This window comes from Flavobacterium odoriferum, from assembly GCF_025499515.1.
GTDB lineage: Bacteria > Bacteroidota > Bacteroidia > Flavobacteriales > Flavobacteriaceae > Flavobacterium > Flavobacterium odoriferum.
Genome location: NZ_JAMKFA010000002.1, coordinates 13586 through 31063, shown reverse-complemented (window position 1 = coordinate 31063; position 17478 = coordinate 13586). Strand labels below are relative to the sequence as shown.

Sequence of the window (17478 nt, the reverse complement as noted above, 5' to 3'; positions counted from 1 at the left end):
CAAATGAAATTTGAGGTTTTTTACTTTGTAACTTTAACTTCGTACTTTGTACTTTCAAATTACATTTTCATCAACCAGTTTCTCATCGAAACTTCGTTGTTGATGATATCGCGTAATTCAGAAATTTTCACTCTATCTTGTTGCATTGTATCTCTGTGACGGATGGTTACCGTTTCATTTTCTAATGTTTGATGGTCTACTGTGATACAGAATGGCGTTCCTAAAGCATCTTGTCTTCTGTAACGTCTTCCTACGGCGTCTTTTTCATCATACGCTACGTTGAAATCCCATTTTAAATCATCGATAATTTTACGTGCTATTTCTGGCAAACCGTCTTTTTTAACCAATGGTAAAACAGCGGCTTTAGTTGGCGCTAATACCGAAGGTAAACGTAAAACTGTTCTTGTAGAACCATCTTCTAATACTTCTTCTTGTAACGAGTTTGAGAAAACCGCCAAGAACATTCTGTCTAAACCAACCGAAGTTTCCACTACATAAGGTGTGTAGTTTGAATTGGTATCGTTATCAAAATATTGTAATTTTTTACCTGAGAATTGTTCGTGTGCTTTCAAATCGAAATCAGTTCTTGAGTGAATTCCTTCTAATTCCTTGAATCCGAATGGGAAATTGAATTCGATATCTGCAGCAGCGTTGGCATAATGTGCTAATTTTTCGTGGTCATGGAAACGATAATTTTCCTTTCCTAAACCAAGCGATAAATGCCAATTTAAACGAGTTGTTTTCCAGTATTCGTACCATTTCATTTCTTCACCTGGTTTAACGAAAAACTGCATTTCCATTTGTTCAAATTCACGCATACGGAAAATAAATTGTCTTGCTACGATTTCGTTTCTAAACGCTTTACCCGTTTGAGCAATTCCAAAAGGAATTTTCATACGACCCGTTTTTTGAACGTTTAAGAAGTTTACGAAAATACCTTGAGCCGTTTCTGGACGAAGGTATAAATCCATTGCATTTTCAGCAGAAGCCCCTAATTTAGTTCCGAACATTAAGTTGAATTGCTTCACATCGGTCCAGTTTTTTGAACCGCTTTCTGGACAAGCAATTTCTAATTCTTCGATTAAAGCTTTAACATCAGCAAGGTTTTCTGTCTCTAAAGAGCGAGCCATTCTTTCTAGAATTTCTTTCTTTTTAGACAAATATTCCATCACACGAGGATTCGTTGTTTTGTATTGCTCTTCATCAAATGAAGCGCCAAAACGTTCACGTGCTTTGTCAATTTCTTTTTGTGCTTTTTGATTTAATTTTTCGGCATAATCCTCAATTAAAACATCAGCACGGTATCTTTTTTTAGAATCTTTATTATCGATTAATGGATCGTTAAAAGCATCAACGTGTCCAGAAGCTTTCCAAGTGGTTGGATGCATTAAAATTGCAGCGTCTAATCCTACAATATTTTCGTGCATTTGCACCATAGATTGCCACCAGTATTCACGGATGTTCTTTTTTAACTCCACACCATTTTGAGCGTAGTCATATACTGCGCTTAAACCGTCGTAAATTTCGCTAGACGGGAATATGAATCCGTACTCTTTTGCATGCGAAACTACATTTTTGAAAATATCATCTTGTTTTGCCATAGTGCAAAAGTAAAAATAGGAATGGAATAAAGAAAAGTTTTTAAAGAATTAAATACAAATTATTTGTATTCGAAAATTGTAGAGCCAATTTTTGAGAAATCGCTATATATGTTAATGATGTAATTCCCTTTTACAGTTTTACTTTGCTCTAAATCTACATAAGCACAAACGTCAGTGTCTTTTTTGTTGTAATTTACTTCAGAAAGTGCACTAAATTGTAGTTTTTCTCCCGAAGCATTTTCAACATATGCATTTCCTTTCGAGATAATTTGGTTTTTAGGATTTACAACTTGAATGTATATTTTTCTTGAACCCGATTTTAAAACCTCATTTTTTTGTAAAGTATAACAAACTCTTAACTGTTGAATTTGAGAATTGGAAGATTTATACAAATCTGAATAAATTTTCACCCCTTTAGCATTAATATTTGCAGCAGATAGACGATATGGATTACTTGGATTAACTTGCTTGGAATCTTTTGTGATTGCTTGGTTTTTTTGTGCAATTTGTGCATTTAATTCTTGAGCACGCTTAGCATAATATACAATAGAATCATCTACAGAAGTAACATCAATTTTTGTTTGATTTGAAGATTCATCGTTAAGAGAACGCACATCAACATTTAACGCCACTAATTCTGCATTGCGTTTAGATTCTTCACTCAACGAGTCATATTTATGTAGGATTTCACCTAATTGACTTTCTAAAATTTCTACTTCTAATTCAGAAGTTTCTTTGAATTGAGCAAATTCTCCTTTAACTTTATAATACTTGACACTAAAAAACAATAAAAGTAGCATCAAAATAAGGATGCTAATTTTTTTAATTTTATTCTTTTTTATTGCCATTTGTTTTATACTTTTTTATAAATTTATACAAATCTGTTAATTTTAGCTTAATAAATCGACGAAATGCTAAAAAATCTGTTAAACTTACTTTTTCCTAAATTGTGTAATGGTTGCAATTCGTTGCTGCTTAAAAACGAAGCAATTATTTGCTCCACATGCAGACATGGTTTGCCACTTACTCAACATCATAATTTAAAAGACAATTATACAACAAAAAAGTTTTATGGCATAATTCCGGTTGAATTTTCTGCGTCAATGTTGTTTTTTCATAAAGAAGGAATTGTTCAAAACTTAATTCACAATTTAAAATACAGAAAACATCAGGAAATAGGAACCTTTTTAGGAAATTGGTATGCAGAAGATTTAAAAGAAATAGCAAAAAAGCATGATTTCTCTGAAATTATACCTGTTCCACTTCACAAAAAAAGATTGCAAGAACGCGGTTACAATCAGGTTACAACATTTTGTGAAGCACTTTCGAAAAATCTTCATATTAATTATAACGACAAATTACTTTTCAGAAATCTATATTCTAAAACGCAAACCAAAAAGAACAAAGAACAACGAAATGAAGTCACAAAATCACTTTTTGATGTTACTTTTACTGAAGCAGATTATGACAAACATTTTTTATTAGTTGACGATGTAATTACTTCTGGTGCCACATTAGAAGCATGTGCAAAAGCGTTATTAAAAATTCCAAATGCAAAAATCAGTATCGTTACTATTGCGTATACTGATTCATAAAAATAACTAAAAGTTGTATGTTTGCACCAATTATAGTTGTTATTTTGTAACTTCTTTACTTTATTACTAATGACGAAATTAAAATATATAACAGTTCTATTTATTGTTGCTTCATTTTTTACAAGTTGTGCAAAAAGAGGGACAATTACAGGTGGCCCAAAAGATACGATAGCTCCAAAAATAGTGGGAAGTTTTCCTGAAAATTTTAGCACCAACTTTAAAGGAAATGAAATAAAAATCAATTTCAACGAATTAATTAAAGTGAAAGACATCACTAAACAATTAATTATTTCGCCACCAATGAAGAAACAACCAGTAATTGTACCTCAAGGAAGCGCAAGTAAATTTATTTCCATCAAAATTTTAGATACTTTACAAGAAAACACAACCTATAGTTTCAATTTCGGACAAAGTATTTCAGATAACAATGAGAATAATCCATATTCGCAATTCAAATATGTGTTTTCGACCGGAAGTTATATCGATTCGTTAACTGTTGTTGGAAAAATTAAAGATGCTTACAATCAAAAGCCAGATAATTTTGTTTCTGTTTTACTATATGACGCAAAAACTTTTACTGATTCAACTGTTTATAAAGAAACGCCAATATACATTACTAATACATTAGACAGCTTAAAAGTATTTTCATTGGAAAATTTGAAAGAAGGTCAATATCAAATTATTGCATTAAAAGATAAAGCTGGAAACAATAAATTTGATCCAAAAAGTGATAAAATTGCCTTTTTTAACGAACCAATTACAGTTCCTACAACTACAATGTATGAATTGGAATTATTTGCTGAAAAAGCAAAATTTAAAGTCGAAAAAACAACGCAGGAAAGCAATAACAAATTGTTTATAGGTTATTCTGGTGATGCAAAAAACACAAAAGTAACAGCAAAAAATAACGGAAAAGAAGTTCCTATTAAACTAACTAAATTCACTGAAAAAAGCAAAGATAGTTTACAAGTTTTCTTCCCGTTGGCAATTACAGATTCTCTTGATATTTCGATTGAAAACGGAAACTATAACAAACAATTTACCACTAAACTAAAAGATTTTAAAGAAGCCGATTCGCTTTCTATCGAAAATAAAACTGGAAGTACTTTGTCATTTAGAAATTCATTTGTTCTAAAAACAAAAACACCTTTAAATTCAATTGACGAATCAAAAATTTTTATCAGAAAAAAAGACTCTACTTTAGTAAAATTCACTTCTAAATACGACGAATTCAATCAAGAAATTGCTTTTGATTTTACTAAAGAAGAAGATCAGAAATATTCGATGGAAATTTTACCTGGAGCGATTAAAGATTTTTACGAAACTTCAAACGATTCGCTAAAATTTGATTTTAGCACGCGATTATTATCCGATTATGGAAATTTAAAAGTCAATTTAATTGGTGCAAAACGTTTTCCATTAATTTTAGAAATTCTTGATGATAAAGGCGAAGTTTTGTATTCGCAGACTTCATCTAAGGAAACTTCACTTATGTTTGAAACCATCGAGCCAAAATTGTACACTTTACGCGTTATTTATGACGATAACGCCAACGGAATTTGGGATACAGGCGATTATTTAGCCAAAAAACAAGCCGAAGAAATTGTTTATTTTCAAAAGCAAGTTGATGTAAGAGCCAATTGGGATGTGGAGCAAGAATTTGGTTTAGATTAAAGAGAAATCATCTCTATCATTAAGAAAATTCAATTTTTGACGGGTTTCTTGTTGAGCATTTTTGTCTAATTCGAAGATAAAAACCCCTAATTCATCCTCGCAATCTACAATAGTATTTCCTAAAAAGTCAGTTACCTTAGAATGTCCAGGATATTCTAATTTATTGGCATCTTCACCTATTCTATTTACGCCAATGGTGTAACACATATTTTCAATGGCACGCGCTTTTAAAAGAGCATCCCATGCGTTAATTCGTGGTTTTGGCCAATTGGCAACGTATAACAACAAATCGTAATTTTCAACATTTCGAACAAAAACTGGAAAACGCAAATCGTAGCAAACTTGTAAGCAAATGTTCCAATTATTATAATTTACTATTACTTTTTCAGTTCCTTTTGTGTAGACTTTTTCTTCACCAGCCAAAGTGAAAAGATGTCTTTTATTGTAATACTGCACTGCTCCAGATGGAAAAACAAACACCATTCGGTTGTAGAAATTATCATTTTCTTTGATAACTAAACTTCCTGTTATGGCGCAGGTTTTCTTTTTTGCTAAATCTTTTAACCAAGTCATTGTTTCCCCTTCCATAGTTTCAGCAACAGCAGATGGATTCATGGTAAAACCTGAAGTAAACATTTCAGGCAAGACAAATAAATCAAACGATTCATCTTCGTTTAGGAAATATTCTTCAATAAATGTTCGATTGATTTCTGGATTTTCCCAAGCTAATTTGGTTTGAAAAAGCGCAATTTTCATTGGATAAAATTTTTATTAAAAGTACAAAAAAACGCATCCAAATTAATGAATGCGTTTTTATTATTTTGAAGATTCTATGAATTACTTCACAGATGCTTTTAAAAATTCTCTGTTCATACGAGCAATGTTTTCTAACGAAATACCTTTTGGACATTCGATTTCACATGCTCCAGTATTCGTACAATTTCCGAAACCTTCTTCGTCCATTTGACGTACCATGTTTAAAACGCGTTGTGTAGCTTCAACTTTACCTTGTGGTAATAAAGCATATTGTGATACTTTTGCTCCCACGAATAACATCGCAGAACCATTTTTACAAGTAGCCACACAAGCTCCACATCCAATACAAGCTGCTGCTTCAAACGCTTTGTCTGCATCAACTTTAGGAACTGGAATTGAATTTGCGTCAATAGTGTTTCCAGAAGTGTTTACCGATACGAAACCTCCAGCTTGTTGAATTCTATCAAAAGCGGTTCTATCAACAACTAAATCTTTAATTACAGGAAAAGCTTTACTTCTCCATGGCTCGATGTAAATCGTATCACCATCGTTGAACATTCTCATGTGTAACTGACAGGTTGTAATTCCAGTGTCAGGTCCGTGAGCACGTCCGTTGATGTATAAAGAACACATACCGCAAATTCCTTCACGACAATCGTGATCAAAGGCAACTGGTTCTTTCTTTTCGTTAATTAATTGCTCGTTTAATTGGTCTAACATTTCCAAAAACGAACTTGCAGTAGAAACATTATCTAATTTATAAGTTTCTATGCTACCTTTAGAACTAGCATTCTTTTGACGCCAAATTTTAAGGTTTATATTGATATTTTTTGCTGCACTCATAATATTTTATTTGTAATTTCTAGCTGCAATTTTAATTTCTTCGTATTTCAATTCTTCTTTGTGAAGTTCTTCTTTACTGATGTCATCTCCTTTGTATTCCCAAGCTCCAACAAATTTGAAGTTTTCGTCATCACGTAATGTTTCACCTTCAGCATCTTGGTACTCTTCACGGAAGTGACCTCCACAAGATTCTTTACGTTGTAAAGCATCCATTGCCATCAATTGACCTAATTCGATGAAATCGGCAACTCTTAATACTTTTTCTAACTCAGGATTTAATTCGTCTGCGCTTCCAGGAACATAAACATCTTTGTAGAAATCTTCTTTTAATTGAGCGATTTCAGCAATAGCTTCTGTTAATCCTTTTTCGTTACGACCCATTCCTACTTTATTCCACATAATCAAACCTAATTTTTTATGGAAATAATCAACCGATTTAGTACCGTTGTTGTTTAAGAATTTACTAATTGAATCTTTAACTCTAGCTTCTGCTTCTAAGAATTCTGGAGAATCTGTTGAGATTTTTCCAGTTCTAATTTCGTCAGCTAAATAGTTTGAAATAGTGTAAGGTAAAACGAAATATCCATCTGCTAAACCTTGCATTAAAGCTGAAGCTCCTAAACGATTTGCTCCGTGGTCAGAGAAATTTGCTTCTCCAGCAACGAAACAACCTGGAATAGTAGATTGTAAGTTATAATCAACCCAAACGCCACCCATGGTATAGTGAACCGCTGGGTAAATTTTCATCGGAGTTTCATAAGGATTCTCATCCGTGATTTTTTGATACATCGTAAACAAGTTACCATATTTCTCTTCTAACCACTGTTTTCCTAAAGCTGTAATTTCTTCTGGAGTTGGATTGTGATTTCCTTTTGCGTAAGCAGCTTGTTTCCCTTTTGTTTGAATTTCAGTTGAGAAATCCAAGTAAACTCCTTCATTGGTGTCGTTAGCTTCAATTCCGTAACCCGCATCACAACGCTCTTTAGCCGCTCTTGAAGCCACGTCACGAGGTACTAAGTTACCAAACGCTGGATATCTTCTTTCTAAGTAGTAATCTCTATCTTCTTCAGCAATTTGAGTTGGTTTTAATTTACCAGCTCTAATAGCTTCAGCATCTTCTTTTTTCTTTGGAACCCAAATACGACCCGAGTTACGCAACGATTCAGACATCAACGTTAATTTTGACTGATTGGTTCCGTGAACTGGAATACACGTAGGGTGAATTTGTACATAACATGGATTTGCAAATAACGCTCCTTGTTTGTGGATTTTCCATCCTGCAGTTACGTTACTTCCCATAGCATTTGTAGAAAGGAAATATACATTTCCATAACCTCCAGAAGCAATAACAACAGCATGTGCTGAATGTCTTTCGATTTCTCCTGTAACTAAGTTACGAGCGATAATTCCACGAGCTTTTCCATCTACTTTAACTAAATCTAACATTTCGTGACGGTTGTACATTTTTACACGTCCTAACCCGATTTGTCTTGATAAAGCAGAATATGCTCCTAATAATAATTGTTGTCCTGTTTGTCCAGCAGCGTAGAAAGTACGTTGTACTTGCGTTCCACCAAACGAACGGTTATCTAACATTCCACCATATTCGCGAGCAAAAGGAACACCTTGCGCCACACATTGGTCGATAATATTTCCAGAAACTTCTGCTAAACGGTGAACGTTTGCTTCACGCGCTCGGTAGTCACCACCTTTAATTGTATCATAAAAAAGACGGTAAATACTATCACCATCATTTTGATAATTTTTTGCTGCATTGATACCTCCTTGAGCCGCAATTGAGTGCGCACGACGAGGAGAATCTTGAAAACAGAATGCTTTTACATTATAACCCATTTCTCCAAGAGATGCGGCAGCAGAAGCACCTGCTAAACCAGTTCCTACCACAATAATATCGATTTTTGGTCGATTGTTTGGAGCAACTAATTTCAAGTGATTTTTATGATCGGTCCATTTGTCTTTTAACGGACCTGCTGGTATTTTAGAATCTAACTTCATAATATATACTGATGTTGATTATTTTTTAAAGTGTAAGATAACTGGAATAATTGCAAATAATAGTGGAACTATAATTGCGAATGCTCTTCCGAAAAACTTGATTGCTGGTGTTAATTTTGAACTTGTAGCTCCAAGCGATTGAAAAGCACTTTGAAAACCATGCCATAAGTGAAATGCCAAAGCTAACATTGCTAAAACATAACCGATTGTAAAAAACAATCCGTATTTAGCATCTTTAAAAAAGTCTACAGTTAATTTATACAAATCTTTGTAACCTTCAAAAACTACTTCACCTGTTTTTTTGTTTACGATTTTAGTCATGTCTTGCACTTCTAAATCGTATTGCCCTTGTGTTTGCATTTTGATTGTCTCAAAAAATTCTTTAGATAATTTTCCGCTTTGATCCAATTGCATGTAAGGCATTTGAGAATCTTTTGTTCCCACTAACTGAATTTGTTTTTGTCCCATACCATTGTCGATTTCTTTTTGAACTAACGGCATGTTTTTGTCAAAATGCATTTTAGCCCAAAAATTCACCATGTGTGTAGCGATAAAAACCATAATAACTGTTCCTAAAACTGCCATATTTCTTGAAGCTAAACTGCTTGAAGAACCATCAGTTTTAGCATAACCAACTGGTCTTGCTTTTTTGTTTTGGATTGTTAACATGATTCCATCAATAGCATGGAATAAAATTGAAATGTAAGTAAGATAAGAAAGTAACTTAACTGCTGGATTGGTGGTCATGAATAATGCATATTCATTAAATTGCTTACTGGTTCCAAAAATCAATTGAAGATTTCCTGCCAAATGCCCCGCCAAAAACAAGCATAAAAATAAACCTGTAAGAGCCATCCAGTATTTTTTAACGATAGATGACTTTAATAGTGCCGATTTTGCCATAATTTTTATTTGATTGTACTAGTTTAATAAAAAATCAAACAAAAATAAGGCTATTTGAAATTAACTACAACCTTTTCGAGCTAATTTATAATGATTTTAAAATGAATTTAACTATCGTTGAATATCAAGTGTTTAGATACTTAAAATCATGGTAGTATATACTATTTTAGCAAATATATTTATTTAACATAAGTAGGTATCAATCCTCTTAAGCCCATATCTACCACATTTTCACCTATTGACGGCTCATATTTACCATCTGAAGTAACTTCTTGCCATTCAAAACTATTGTTGATGGAAAGCGATAATGTAACTACAACATCTTTGGTTTCATTTCCATTGATGACTAAGTTTTCAAGGAATTTTCCGGTGACTACACAAGAACCAGACGGAATTGGCGATGTACTTGCAATAGGATTTGGAACAGTTGTAGCTCCAGCAGGTGCTTGACCTGAAGTAGCATAAGGAAAATCGTTTAGTGCGAAAGCCCAATATCCTTGTAAGCGATTAGCATTTACAGGAAAAGAATTACTACCAATATAATGTGTATTAATATAGGTATTATATCCAACAAAACTCGCTAATCTACCTTGATAATCTGTTCCATTATTTCTGATAGAAATGTTATAATCTTGATACGCTAAAGAAACGCGTACATATTCGTAATTGCCTTGTGCTACTTGGCTCAATGGGATTTTTATAAAAGTCTCGCCTTCACTCACAACAATTGCTTGATCAAAATCGATGGCAACCGAACCACCTTCAATAGTTTCTGGTGCATGGTATAAAACAGTTCCGTCGCCTAATTGTGTAAAAGCCGTTGGTGCTAATTCGAAATAATGTGCAGAAATTGCATTAAAATCGGGAGATTGTGCTGCATTTCCTGGCGCTACACTTGATGGTTGTCCCAAATTATTCAAGCGAACTTGATTAGAATCGAATTGAAATTTCACTATTAGATAGGGCTCTTCTGCCTTATCATCTGAATCCTCACAAGAGAAAAAAGTGAAAGCCCCTAAGACTAAAGTGAATAAAACTACAAATTTCTTCATACTATCGATTGTTTTCTAACCCTGATTGGAGTGACAGCTCCCGATTTATCGGGACTATAACGGAAAGCAGGAATCCAACATTAAACAAAACCCTAACGTTTGGTTTCAAAAATAAGACGATTTTAATACGTTTTTGTTACGTCTTCATCTATAACGAGAATAAAGTCTGCTTTATTGTAATGTTCGGCTTCTAATTTTGAAATATCTTTTTGTTCAACTGTGGCTATGGTAATGATTTTTATTTCTGAATCTAATTTTCTTAAATACCAATTAATCCCTTCGTAATTATCGGAATGATATGTTCCGTTATAATGCACAAAAATGCTGTTCTCTTTTCTGTTTTTATTGATAAAATAAGCCATTGTAGCATCTTTTATAGCTTGCGCTTTTGGCATTTTCTCACCAGCATGTCCACCTTGCATTCCCATCATGCTTTTATAACCAGGTAGATTGATGTCAAACTCTATTGGCAACGGTGCAATCCACGATTTTTCTTGAGCAGAAAGCGAATCCAAAGCAACTAAGTCTTTTTTAAAAACCAATGAAGCATATCTTCGAGGTACATTTGTAGCTATAAAACTGAATTTCTTTTCTTTGGCAAAATCCACTAAAGGTTTATAATCGGTTTTATAATTTTTCCAAAGTCGCGCTGAAGAATCCATTTGTTTTTGATTGATTTCGCCTTCTAAATATTGATTTACCTGCATTTGATTATCAGCTTCGAGCATTTCGGCACCTAAAACCAAATCTTTCTTTTGGGCTAAATCTTTTGTAAATTCTAATTGTAACCAATGCACGACTGAATTGTCATGATATTCGCCAAACAAAACTACATCAGCCTTTTCGCTGGCTCTCAAAAGCTTTTCGTACGTGGCTTTTTTACCCTTTTTATCAAAAATTTGATAGGCTTTTTTGTCTTGTGCAGCACTTAAAATCGTAGCAAATAAAAGGAGACTAGTTATTATATTTTTCATAATTTATTTTTTTGGTGCACTAATTTCAAACGAACTATTTTCTGTTGCTTTATCTTTTGAAAGAACTCCTTTAAATTTTCCAATTGGCACATAAAATTTCTTGTTTTCGGACGCCATGATTTTGATTTTTTTGTCTTTTTTATTCCACTTTTCAGCATCTTCTTTTGCCAGCAAATAATCATACGTAAACGAATTTAATCCTTTTTTTGCGGCTATTTTTTGAGTATGAACGACCATTCCTATTTCATTTGTAATGGTAAAATTCACAACTCCATCGGCATTTGAATAGAACCAAATTTCTTGTGATGGCTCACTCGGTTTTCCCCAAGCATAATTTTGACTTCCCCATCGGTCGGATTTGATTCGATCATTCACTTTGAACAAATGAATGCTTTTAGCTAAAACCTCGTTCGTCAGTTCCTGAATTTTAGAAATATCCATTTTATAAATCGAACGACCATGTGTACCAACGATTAATTCTTTTGCTTTGGTTTGAATTACCGCATCATGAACCGCCACTTTTGGCATTCCGTTGGAGAAATCTTGCCAAGTTGTGCCTTTGTCTATCGAAATGAATAAACCATTATCGGTTCCAACATATAAAATATTCTCATTTGCTGAATCTTCAACAATTACGTTAACTGCTTCTGTTAATCCGTTTGAAATTGAAGTCCAAGTCGTTCCAAAATCTTCCGAAACATAAGCATAACTTTCAAAAACATCATTTCTGTAACCATTCAAAGTCGAGTAAACTCTTTCTTTTTTATGAGACGAAGCGACAACTCTTGAAACCCATAAATTTTGAGGTAAATTACCAGAAATCAATTGCCAAGAAACACCACCATCTTTCGAAACATGAATTTTCCCATCATCAGAACCTGCATAAAGTAAGCCAAATTGGAATTTACTTTCTGAAATTGTAGTCAACGTTCCAAAAGCTACATTTCCTTCTTTGGCTCCATTGGTTAAATCACCCGAAATTCTTTCCCAAGTTTCACCTTGATTCATAGAACGGTGTAAAAACTCCGAACCCATGTACAAAATATCTTGATTGTGTGATGACAACAAAATCGGTGTTTGCCAATTAAAACGATAAGGTTTTTCTCCTTTAGGTGCTTTTGGCGTGATGTAATCAAACTTACCTTCTTTCTGATTGATTCTATAGTAGTTCCCAAATTGATAACCCGTAAAAACTACATTTGGATTACGACTGTCGATTTGCGTTTGCATTCCATCACCACCCATCAATTCTTGATACGGATATTTTCCTTCTTGATGCCAAGCGACATTGTGCGAGTAATTATTTGGACCAAACCAAACGCCGTTATCTTGCATGCCGCCATAGACATTATAATTTTCTTGATAATCCACATTCACGGCATAAAACTGACTTACCGCTTCATTATTACACTTAATCCAATGTTCGCCATTATCATACGAAATATTCACACCACCATCGTTTCCGTTAATAATGTGATTTGGATTTTCTGGATTTATCCAAGTTACGTGATGATCGGCATGCACATTTTCTTTTGAAATCGCAGTGAAAGTTTTTCCTCCATCTTCCGAAAACAATAACGGAACGCCACCAATATAAACACGATTTTGATTTTTCTCATCTACAGAAATGTTCGCAAAATAGTAGCCGTATGTGTAAAACATATCGTCAATATAATTCTGATTCGCTTTTTTCCAAGATTTTCCGCCATCTTCCGATTGGTAAACTTCGCAACCAATTACTTCGGTTTCAAATAACGCTTTATTTGCATCAGATAAAACAGCTAAAACTTCTTTTGGCTCCATATTGTTATCGGCAACCCAATTTTTAATATTTTCCGCACGATATTTATCTCTAAAACCGCTTTCTTTCAAAGCAATATTCAGCTCTTTATTTGAAATTTCTATGAAATCAGCTCCTGGAGTTGATAACATTGTAGTCAATTTATTTTTTGAAGCTGTTTTTGGTCGTTTGTTCTGATTATCAACAACCGCATAAATTACGTTTTCATTGAATAATGCCAAACCAATTCTTCCTACACCTTCATTCGATGGAAATCCGCTTTCTTTGGTTGAAATTAATTTCCAAGAAGTTCCGCCGTCTTCACTTTTATAAATGCCTGATTTTTCTCCATCACCATCAAAATGCCACGCTTTTCTATCTTTTTGCCAAGACGCCGCAAACATGATTTTTGGATTATTTTTCGAAACCGCTAAATCAATAATTCCAGCATCTTCCGAAACAAATAAAGTTTGTTTCCAAGATTTTCCGCCATCAGTTGATTTGTAAACACCGCGTTCTTTATTCGTTGTATACAAATGTCCAACAGCCGCAACTACAATTTCATTCAAATTACTTGGGTTGACCCAAATTCGGCTGATATGATGCGAATCTTTTAATCCTAAATTATCCCAAGTTTTTCCTTTATCCGAAGATTTTAAAACCCCAACTCCAGCATAAGACGAGCGCGAAGCATTCACTTCCCCTGTACCTACCCAAATAGTTCCAGAATTCCAATCCACCGTAACCGAACCACAATTAACCGTTTCCGCCTCATCCATCACTGGCGAAAAAGAAGTTCCGTTGTTATTGGTATACCAAAGTCCGCCTGTAGCATAAGCAACGTAAAACTCAGTTGGATTTTTTGGATTTACGGCTAAATCTACCACACGACCACTCATAATCGTTGGCCCGATATTCTTAGCTTCCACTTGATTAAACAAAGTATTTTGTGCGATTGCCGATTGCACAATCAATAAAAACAAAAGGGTAAGTTGCTTCATTATAGAAAATTTTGTTGAAAATTAGCCAAAACATTGCACTTCTACAAAATTTCTAAACTATTTAACAACTTTTCATTTTTATCTTATTAATTTTGAAAAACTATTTTAAACACATAGGAACATAGAATTTGTTTCACACAAAAACTATTCACTAATTACTAATAACTAATCACTTAAAAAATGAAATACCATCAAATAGACCGCGATTTGTACATTAAGAACAGAGCAAAATTCACGGCTCAAATGAAACCTAATAGTGTTGCGGTTTTTAATTCAAACGATATTTATCCGGTGAGTGCTGATAGTACTTTACCATTTGCACAACACAGAGATATTTTCTATTTATCGGGTGTGGATCAAGAAGAAAGTATTTTATTGCTTTTTCCAGATGCGCCTTACGAACATTTGAAAGAAATTTTATTTTTAAAAGAAACCAACGAACATATTGCCATTTGGGAAGGTGAAAAACTTACCAAAGAACGAGCGTTTGAAGTTTCTGGAATTAAATCGGTGATTTGGTTACAAGATTTCCACAAAACGTTGAAAGAAGTTATGGCGTATGCGGATACGATGTATATCAACACCAACGAACATTACAGAGCTGTTATTGAAACAGAAACTCGTGAAGCGCGTTTTATCAAATGGTGGAAAGAAAATTATCCAGCACATAAAGTAGAAAAATCAAATCCTATTTTACAAAGATTGCGTTCGGTAAAAGAAAGCGAAGAATTGGATTTAATCCAAAAAGCGTGTGATATTACTGAAAAAGGTTTTAGAAGAGTTTTACAATTCGTAAAACCAAACGTGATGGAATACGAAATTGAAGCCGAATTTGCGCATGAATTCTTAAGAAATCGTTCGAAAGGTTTTGCTTACACGCCAATTATTGCTTCTGGAAACAATGCAAATGTGTTGCACTATATCGAAAACAACCAACAATGTAAAGCTGGTGATTTGATTTTATTAGACGTTGGTGCAGAATATGCTAATTATTCAAGCGATATGACTCGTATGGTTCCGGTTTCGGGTCGTTTTACAGATAGACAAAAAGCAGTTTATCAAGCGGTATTAAATGTGAAAAACGAAGCTACAAAAATGTTGGTTCCAGGCACATTATGGAAACAATATCATGTAGAAGTGGGTAAAATCATGACTTCAGAATTGCTTGGTTTAGGATTAATCGATAAAGCCGATGTACAAAACGAAAATCCAGATTGGCCAGCGTATAAAAAATATTTTATGCACGGCACTTCGCACCACATGGGATTAGATACTCACGATTACGGATTATTACACGAACCAATGCAAGCCAACATGGTATTCACAGTTGAGCCAGGAATTTACATTCCGAAAGAAGGTTTTGGTATTCGTTTAGAAGACGATATGGTGATTCAAGAAAAAGGTGAAGCGTTCAACTTAATGCGCAATATTCCGATTGAAATTGAGGAAATTGAAGTGATAATGAATAGTTAGTTTTCAGTCTCAGTCTCAGTTTACAGTATAGACGGTTTACGAAAGTGAGCCGTTTTTTATGTTCAAAACTTTCTTTAACACAAAGTTGTCATTCCGACGTAGGAGGAATCACATAACGTGAGCAGATAATGTGATTTCTCCTAAGGTCGAAATGACAAAAAACTTATTTTATAACGAAGAAATTACTTCTACCACCATTTCATTACCAGCTTTGTCGTAATAACTGCATGTCATTTTATCCATCACTACAATCCATTTTTCAACACCTGATTTGGCGCAATCGTTTAAAAACGTCATGTAATCGGTGTTGCCTTGTTGGTGCGATTTTAAGTCGGATTTGAATTGCTCAACGTTGCTTTCATCAGCAATAGTTAAGGTTTCTGAAAAACCTTCTGAAGCTATTTGAAAATTATCTTTTCCATAATAATTAGTATGATTGTCAAATACAAACGTTTCAAAAGAAGTTACGCCAAGCGCTATAATGTTTTGCATGTATTTTGGAAAATCAGCACCGCTTTTTACTTTGGCGTGCGCTTCGTGGATTTGTTGGATTGTGAACATATTTACTTTTTTGGTAATTGTATTTGTGGTAAAGGTTTACAAAGTGTTTTATTTACAATTTTTTCTCTCATTATTTTTTTATCATTGAAATGACGAGAAATATTTTGAGTTATTTCAGTATAGTTATCCGAACCATCTTCTTTTTGATGATAAAATATTTTAATTGAACAACAATTTTCATGTTCAAAAATCGTATTTAAAAGAGTTCTATCGGATAAACCACAAGAATGCCCCATTAAATATACTTGAAAAAGGTCGCTATCAACAACATTCAAAAGTCTTTTATAATTTTGGGTATGTAAATATTGAAACGATTTAATGTTTTTTAAATATTCATTATCATTTTTATCTTCAATTTGTTTATAATCATTATCCATTTCATCTCCAAAACCAAAATTCACGGGATTTATTTTTTCTGTTAAACTACCGTGTATCTCATTCAAATATGCAGAATCAATATTCAAAAAATCGATATATCTCTTTAACGTTGAAGTATAATTAAAACTTAAGAAAAAATTCAAAAAACTTATTTTAAATCCACTATAACTATTTGTTCCATAACCAGTAGCTTGTTGAATTTTTTCTTTATACCTTTCTTTTATTAATTTTCTTCCATTAATTGAGATTTCATCATAGAGGTTTTTAATTTCATCACCTTCATATGATTTTGCTTTAAAAATACTTAATATCTCTCCAATATTTTCAGAAGAAAATTCGAATTTATCTTCAATATTGTTAATAAGATATTCTTCCAAAAGCTTCTTTACTTCATCGAACTCTCTATTTAATTCAGTAATTGATTTGTCGTTTTTTAAACATTCTTTTAAAAGTCTATAATACTCATTTTCAATATCAACCCAATTTTGAATATTCTTTTGATTAATTGCTTTAAAAAAAGAATTTTTATAAATAAGAACATGACTTCTTGGATATTGTCCTGTCATGAAATTATTCCCAAATTCTGTATAAATTTCACCATCAGAAAACTTAATCTTCGCATTAAATTGTTTTATAAAATTTGCAAGCTCATGTAAGTTTCTTGTGTTTTTAAAATCCACATCAAACAAATCCACAAAAGAAATAAAATCATCGTTATGATTACTGTTTTTTACATTTGCCCAATAATCATCTATAAAACTCCTATAACTCGTTGGCAAACCATGAGCTAAATCAAAACCGTTTCCAATAATTACTAATCTATTCATAAATCTAAAAATGCTTTTCTCAAAAATACGTTTTTTATTTATAT

The 17478-nt window shown here is 33.2% G+C and carries 14 protein-coding genes; 3 read left to right on the top strand and 11 right to left on the bottom strand.

Features of this window, described 5'->3' with window-relative positions:
* Window positions 1–59: 59 nt before the first annotated feature.
* Both M9Q43_RS02740 and M9Q43_RS02735 read right to left on the bottom strand, forming a co-directional pair.
* Entirely contained in the window at window positions 60–1601 is a 1542-nt protein-coding gene (locus M9Q43_RS02740; RefSeq protein WP_262317453.1) for a glycine--tRNA ligase, read from the bottom strand.
* A 59-nt stretch (window positions 1602–1660) separates the two neighbouring features.
* Complete coding sequence (locus M9Q43_RS02735) at window positions 1661–2449, bottom strand: hypothetical protein (RefSeq protein ID WP_262317452.1); 789 nt, start codon at window positions 2447–2449, stop codon at window positions 1661–1663.
* Window positions 2450–2512: 63 nt separating this feature from the next.
* Here M9Q43_RS02735 and M9Q43_RS02730 point away from each other — a divergent pair, with 63 nt between their 5' ends.
* Together M9Q43_RS02730 and M9Q43_RS02725 are read left to right on the top strand one after the other, a co-directional pair.
* Window positions 2513–3196: a ComF family protein gene (locus M9Q43_RS02730; protein WP_262317451.1), complete on the top strand. Its 684-nt coding sequence runs from the start codon at window positions 2513–2515 to the stop codon at window positions 3194–3196.
* Between the two features lie 69 nt (window positions 3197–3265).
* Window positions 3266–4870 (top strand): Ig-like domain-containing protein, encoded by a 1605-nt coding sequence (locus M9Q43_RS02725; protein WP_262317450.1) that lies wholly within the window; start codon window positions 3266–3268, stop codon window positions 4868–4870.
* Here the strand turns inward: M9Q43_RS02725 and M9Q43_RS02720 are convergent.
* From M9Q43_RS02720 to M9Q43_RS02690, 7 genes are all read right to left on the bottom strand, one after another.
* Window positions 4862–5626 carry a nitrilase family protein gene (locus M9Q43_RS02720; protein ID WP_262317449.1) on the bottom strand — a complete coding sequence of 255 codons (765 nt, stop codon included), beginning with the start codon at window positions 5624–5626 and terminating at the stop codon, window positions 4862–4864. The genes M9Q43_RS02725 and M9Q43_RS02720 overlap by 9 nt on opposite strands.
* A gap of 81 nt (window positions 5627–5707) precedes the next feature.
* A complete protein-coding gene (locus M9Q43_RS02715; RefSeq protein WP_262317448.1) occupies window positions 5708–6469 on the bottom strand; it encodes a succinate dehydrogenase/fumarate reductase iron-sulfur subunit in 762 nt (253 codons plus the stop codon).
* A gap of 6 nt (window positions 6470–6475) precedes the next feature.
* Window positions 6476–8485 carry a fumarate reductase/succinate dehydrogenase flavoprotein subunit gene (locus M9Q43_RS02710; protein WP_262317447.1) on the bottom strand — a complete coding sequence of 670 codons (2010 nt, stop codon included), beginning with the start codon at window positions 8483–8485 and terminating at the stop codon, window positions 6476–6478.
* An 18-nt stretch (window positions 8486–8503) separates the two neighbouring features.
* Window positions 8504–9388 (bottom strand): succinate dehydrogenase cytochrome b subunit, encoded by an 885-nt coding sequence (locus M9Q43_RS02705; protein ID WP_262317446.1) that lies wholly within the window; start codon window positions 9386–9388, stop codon window positions 8504–8506.
* Between the two features lie 179 nt (window positions 9389–9567).
* Window positions 9568–10440, bottom strand: coding sequence for a hypothetical protein (locus M9Q43_RS02700; protein WP_262317445.1), 873 nt, complete (start codon window positions 10438–10440; stop codon window positions 9568–9570).
* A 122-nt stretch (window positions 10441–10562) separates the two neighbouring features.
* On the bottom strand, window positions 10563–11414 hold the full coding sequence (locus M9Q43_RS02695; protein ID WP_262317444.1) for a ChaN family lipoprotein: 852 nt from the start codon (window positions 11412–11414) through the stop codon (window positions 10563–10565).
* Between the two features lie 3 nt (window positions 11415–11417).
* Window positions 11418–14195 (bottom strand): VPS10 domain-containing protein, encoded by a 2778-nt coding sequence (locus M9Q43_RS02690; RefSeq protein ID WP_262317443.1) that lies wholly within the window; start codon window positions 14193–14195, stop codon window positions 11418–11420.
* 180 nt (window positions 14196–14375) lie between these two features.
* On the opposite strand from M9Q43_RS02690, the gene M9Q43_RS02685 reads away from it, so the two are divergent.
* Window positions 14376–15668, top strand: a complete 1293-nt coding sequence (locus M9Q43_RS02685) for an aminopeptidase P family protein (protein ID WP_262317442.1) — start codon at window positions 14376–14378, stop codon at window positions 15666–15668.
* 168 nt (window positions 15669–15836) lie between these two features.
* Here M9Q43_RS02685 and M9Q43_RS02680 read toward each other — a convergent pair whose 3' ends face one another.
* The gene (locus tag M9Q43_RS02680; protein ID WP_262317441.1) at window positions 15837–16229 is read right to left on the bottom strand and encodes a DUF1398 domain-containing protein; all 393 of its coding nucleotides are present in this window, start codon (window positions 16227–16229) and stop codon (window positions 15837–15839) included.
* A 2-nt stretch (window positions 16230–16231) separates the two neighbouring features.
* On the bottom strand, window positions 16232–17434 hold the full coding sequence (locus M9Q43_RS02675; RefSeq protein ID WP_262317440.1) for a bacteriophage abortive infection AbiH family protein: 1203 nt from the start codon (window positions 17432–17434) through the stop codon (window positions 16232–16234).
* Between the last annotated feature and the right edge of the window lie 44 nt (window positions 17435–17478).

Coding starts and splice junctions, on each gene's coding strand:
- M9Q43_RS02690 (WP_262317443.1), bottom strand. CDS start 14,195: ATGAAGCAACTTACCCTTTTGTTTTTATTGATTGTGCAATCGGCAATC.
- M9Q43_RS02705 (WP_262317446.1), bottom strand. CDS start 9,388: ATGGCAAAATCGGCACTATTAAAGTCATCTATCGTTAAAAAATACTGG.
- M9Q43_RS02710 (WP_262317447.1), bottom strand. CDS start 8,485: ATGAAGTTAGATTCTAAAATACCAGCAGGTCCGTTAAAAGACAAATGG.
- M9Q43_RS02695 (WP_262317444.1), bottom strand. CDS start 11,414: ATGAAAAATATAATAACTAGTCTCCTTTTATTTGCTACGATTTTAAGT.
- M9Q43_RS02720 (WP_262317449.1), bottom strand. CDS start 5,626: ATGAAAATTGCGCTTTTTCAAACCAAATTAGCTTGGGAAAATCCAGAA.
- M9Q43_RS02700 (WP_262317445.1), bottom strand. CDS start 10,440: ATGAAGAAATTTGTAGTTTTATTCACTTTAGTCTTAGGGGCTTTCACT.
- M9Q43_RS02735 (WP_262317452.1), bottom strand. CDS start 2,449: ATGGCAATAAAAAAGAATAAAATTAAAAAAATTAGCATCCTTATTTTG.
- M9Q43_RS02680 (WP_262317441.1), bottom strand. CDS start 16,229: ATGTTCACAATCCAACAAATCCACGAAGCGCACGCCAAAGTAAAAAGC.
- M9Q43_RS02685 (WP_262317442.1), top strand. CDS start 14,376: ATGAAATACCATCAAATAGACCGCGATTTGTACATTAAGAACAGAGCA.
- M9Q43_RS02725 (WP_262317450.1), top strand. CDS start 3,266: ATGACGAAATTAAAATATATAACAGTTCTATTTATTGTTGCTTCATTT.
- M9Q43_RS02730 (WP_262317451.1), top strand. CDS start 2,513: ATGCTAAAAAATCTGTTAAACTTACTTTTTCCTAAATTGTGTAATGGT.
- M9Q43_RS02740 (WP_262317453.1), bottom strand. CDS start 1,601: ATGGCAAAACAAGATGATATTTTCAAAAATGTAGTTTCGCATGCAAAA.
- M9Q43_RS02675 (WP_262317440.1), bottom strand. CDS start 17,434: ATGAATAGATTAGTAATTATTGGAAACGGTTTTGATTTAGCTCATGGT.
- M9Q43_RS02715 (WP_262317448.1), bottom strand. CDS start 6,469: ATGAGTGCAGCAAAAAATATCAATATAAACCTTAAAATTTGGCGTCAA.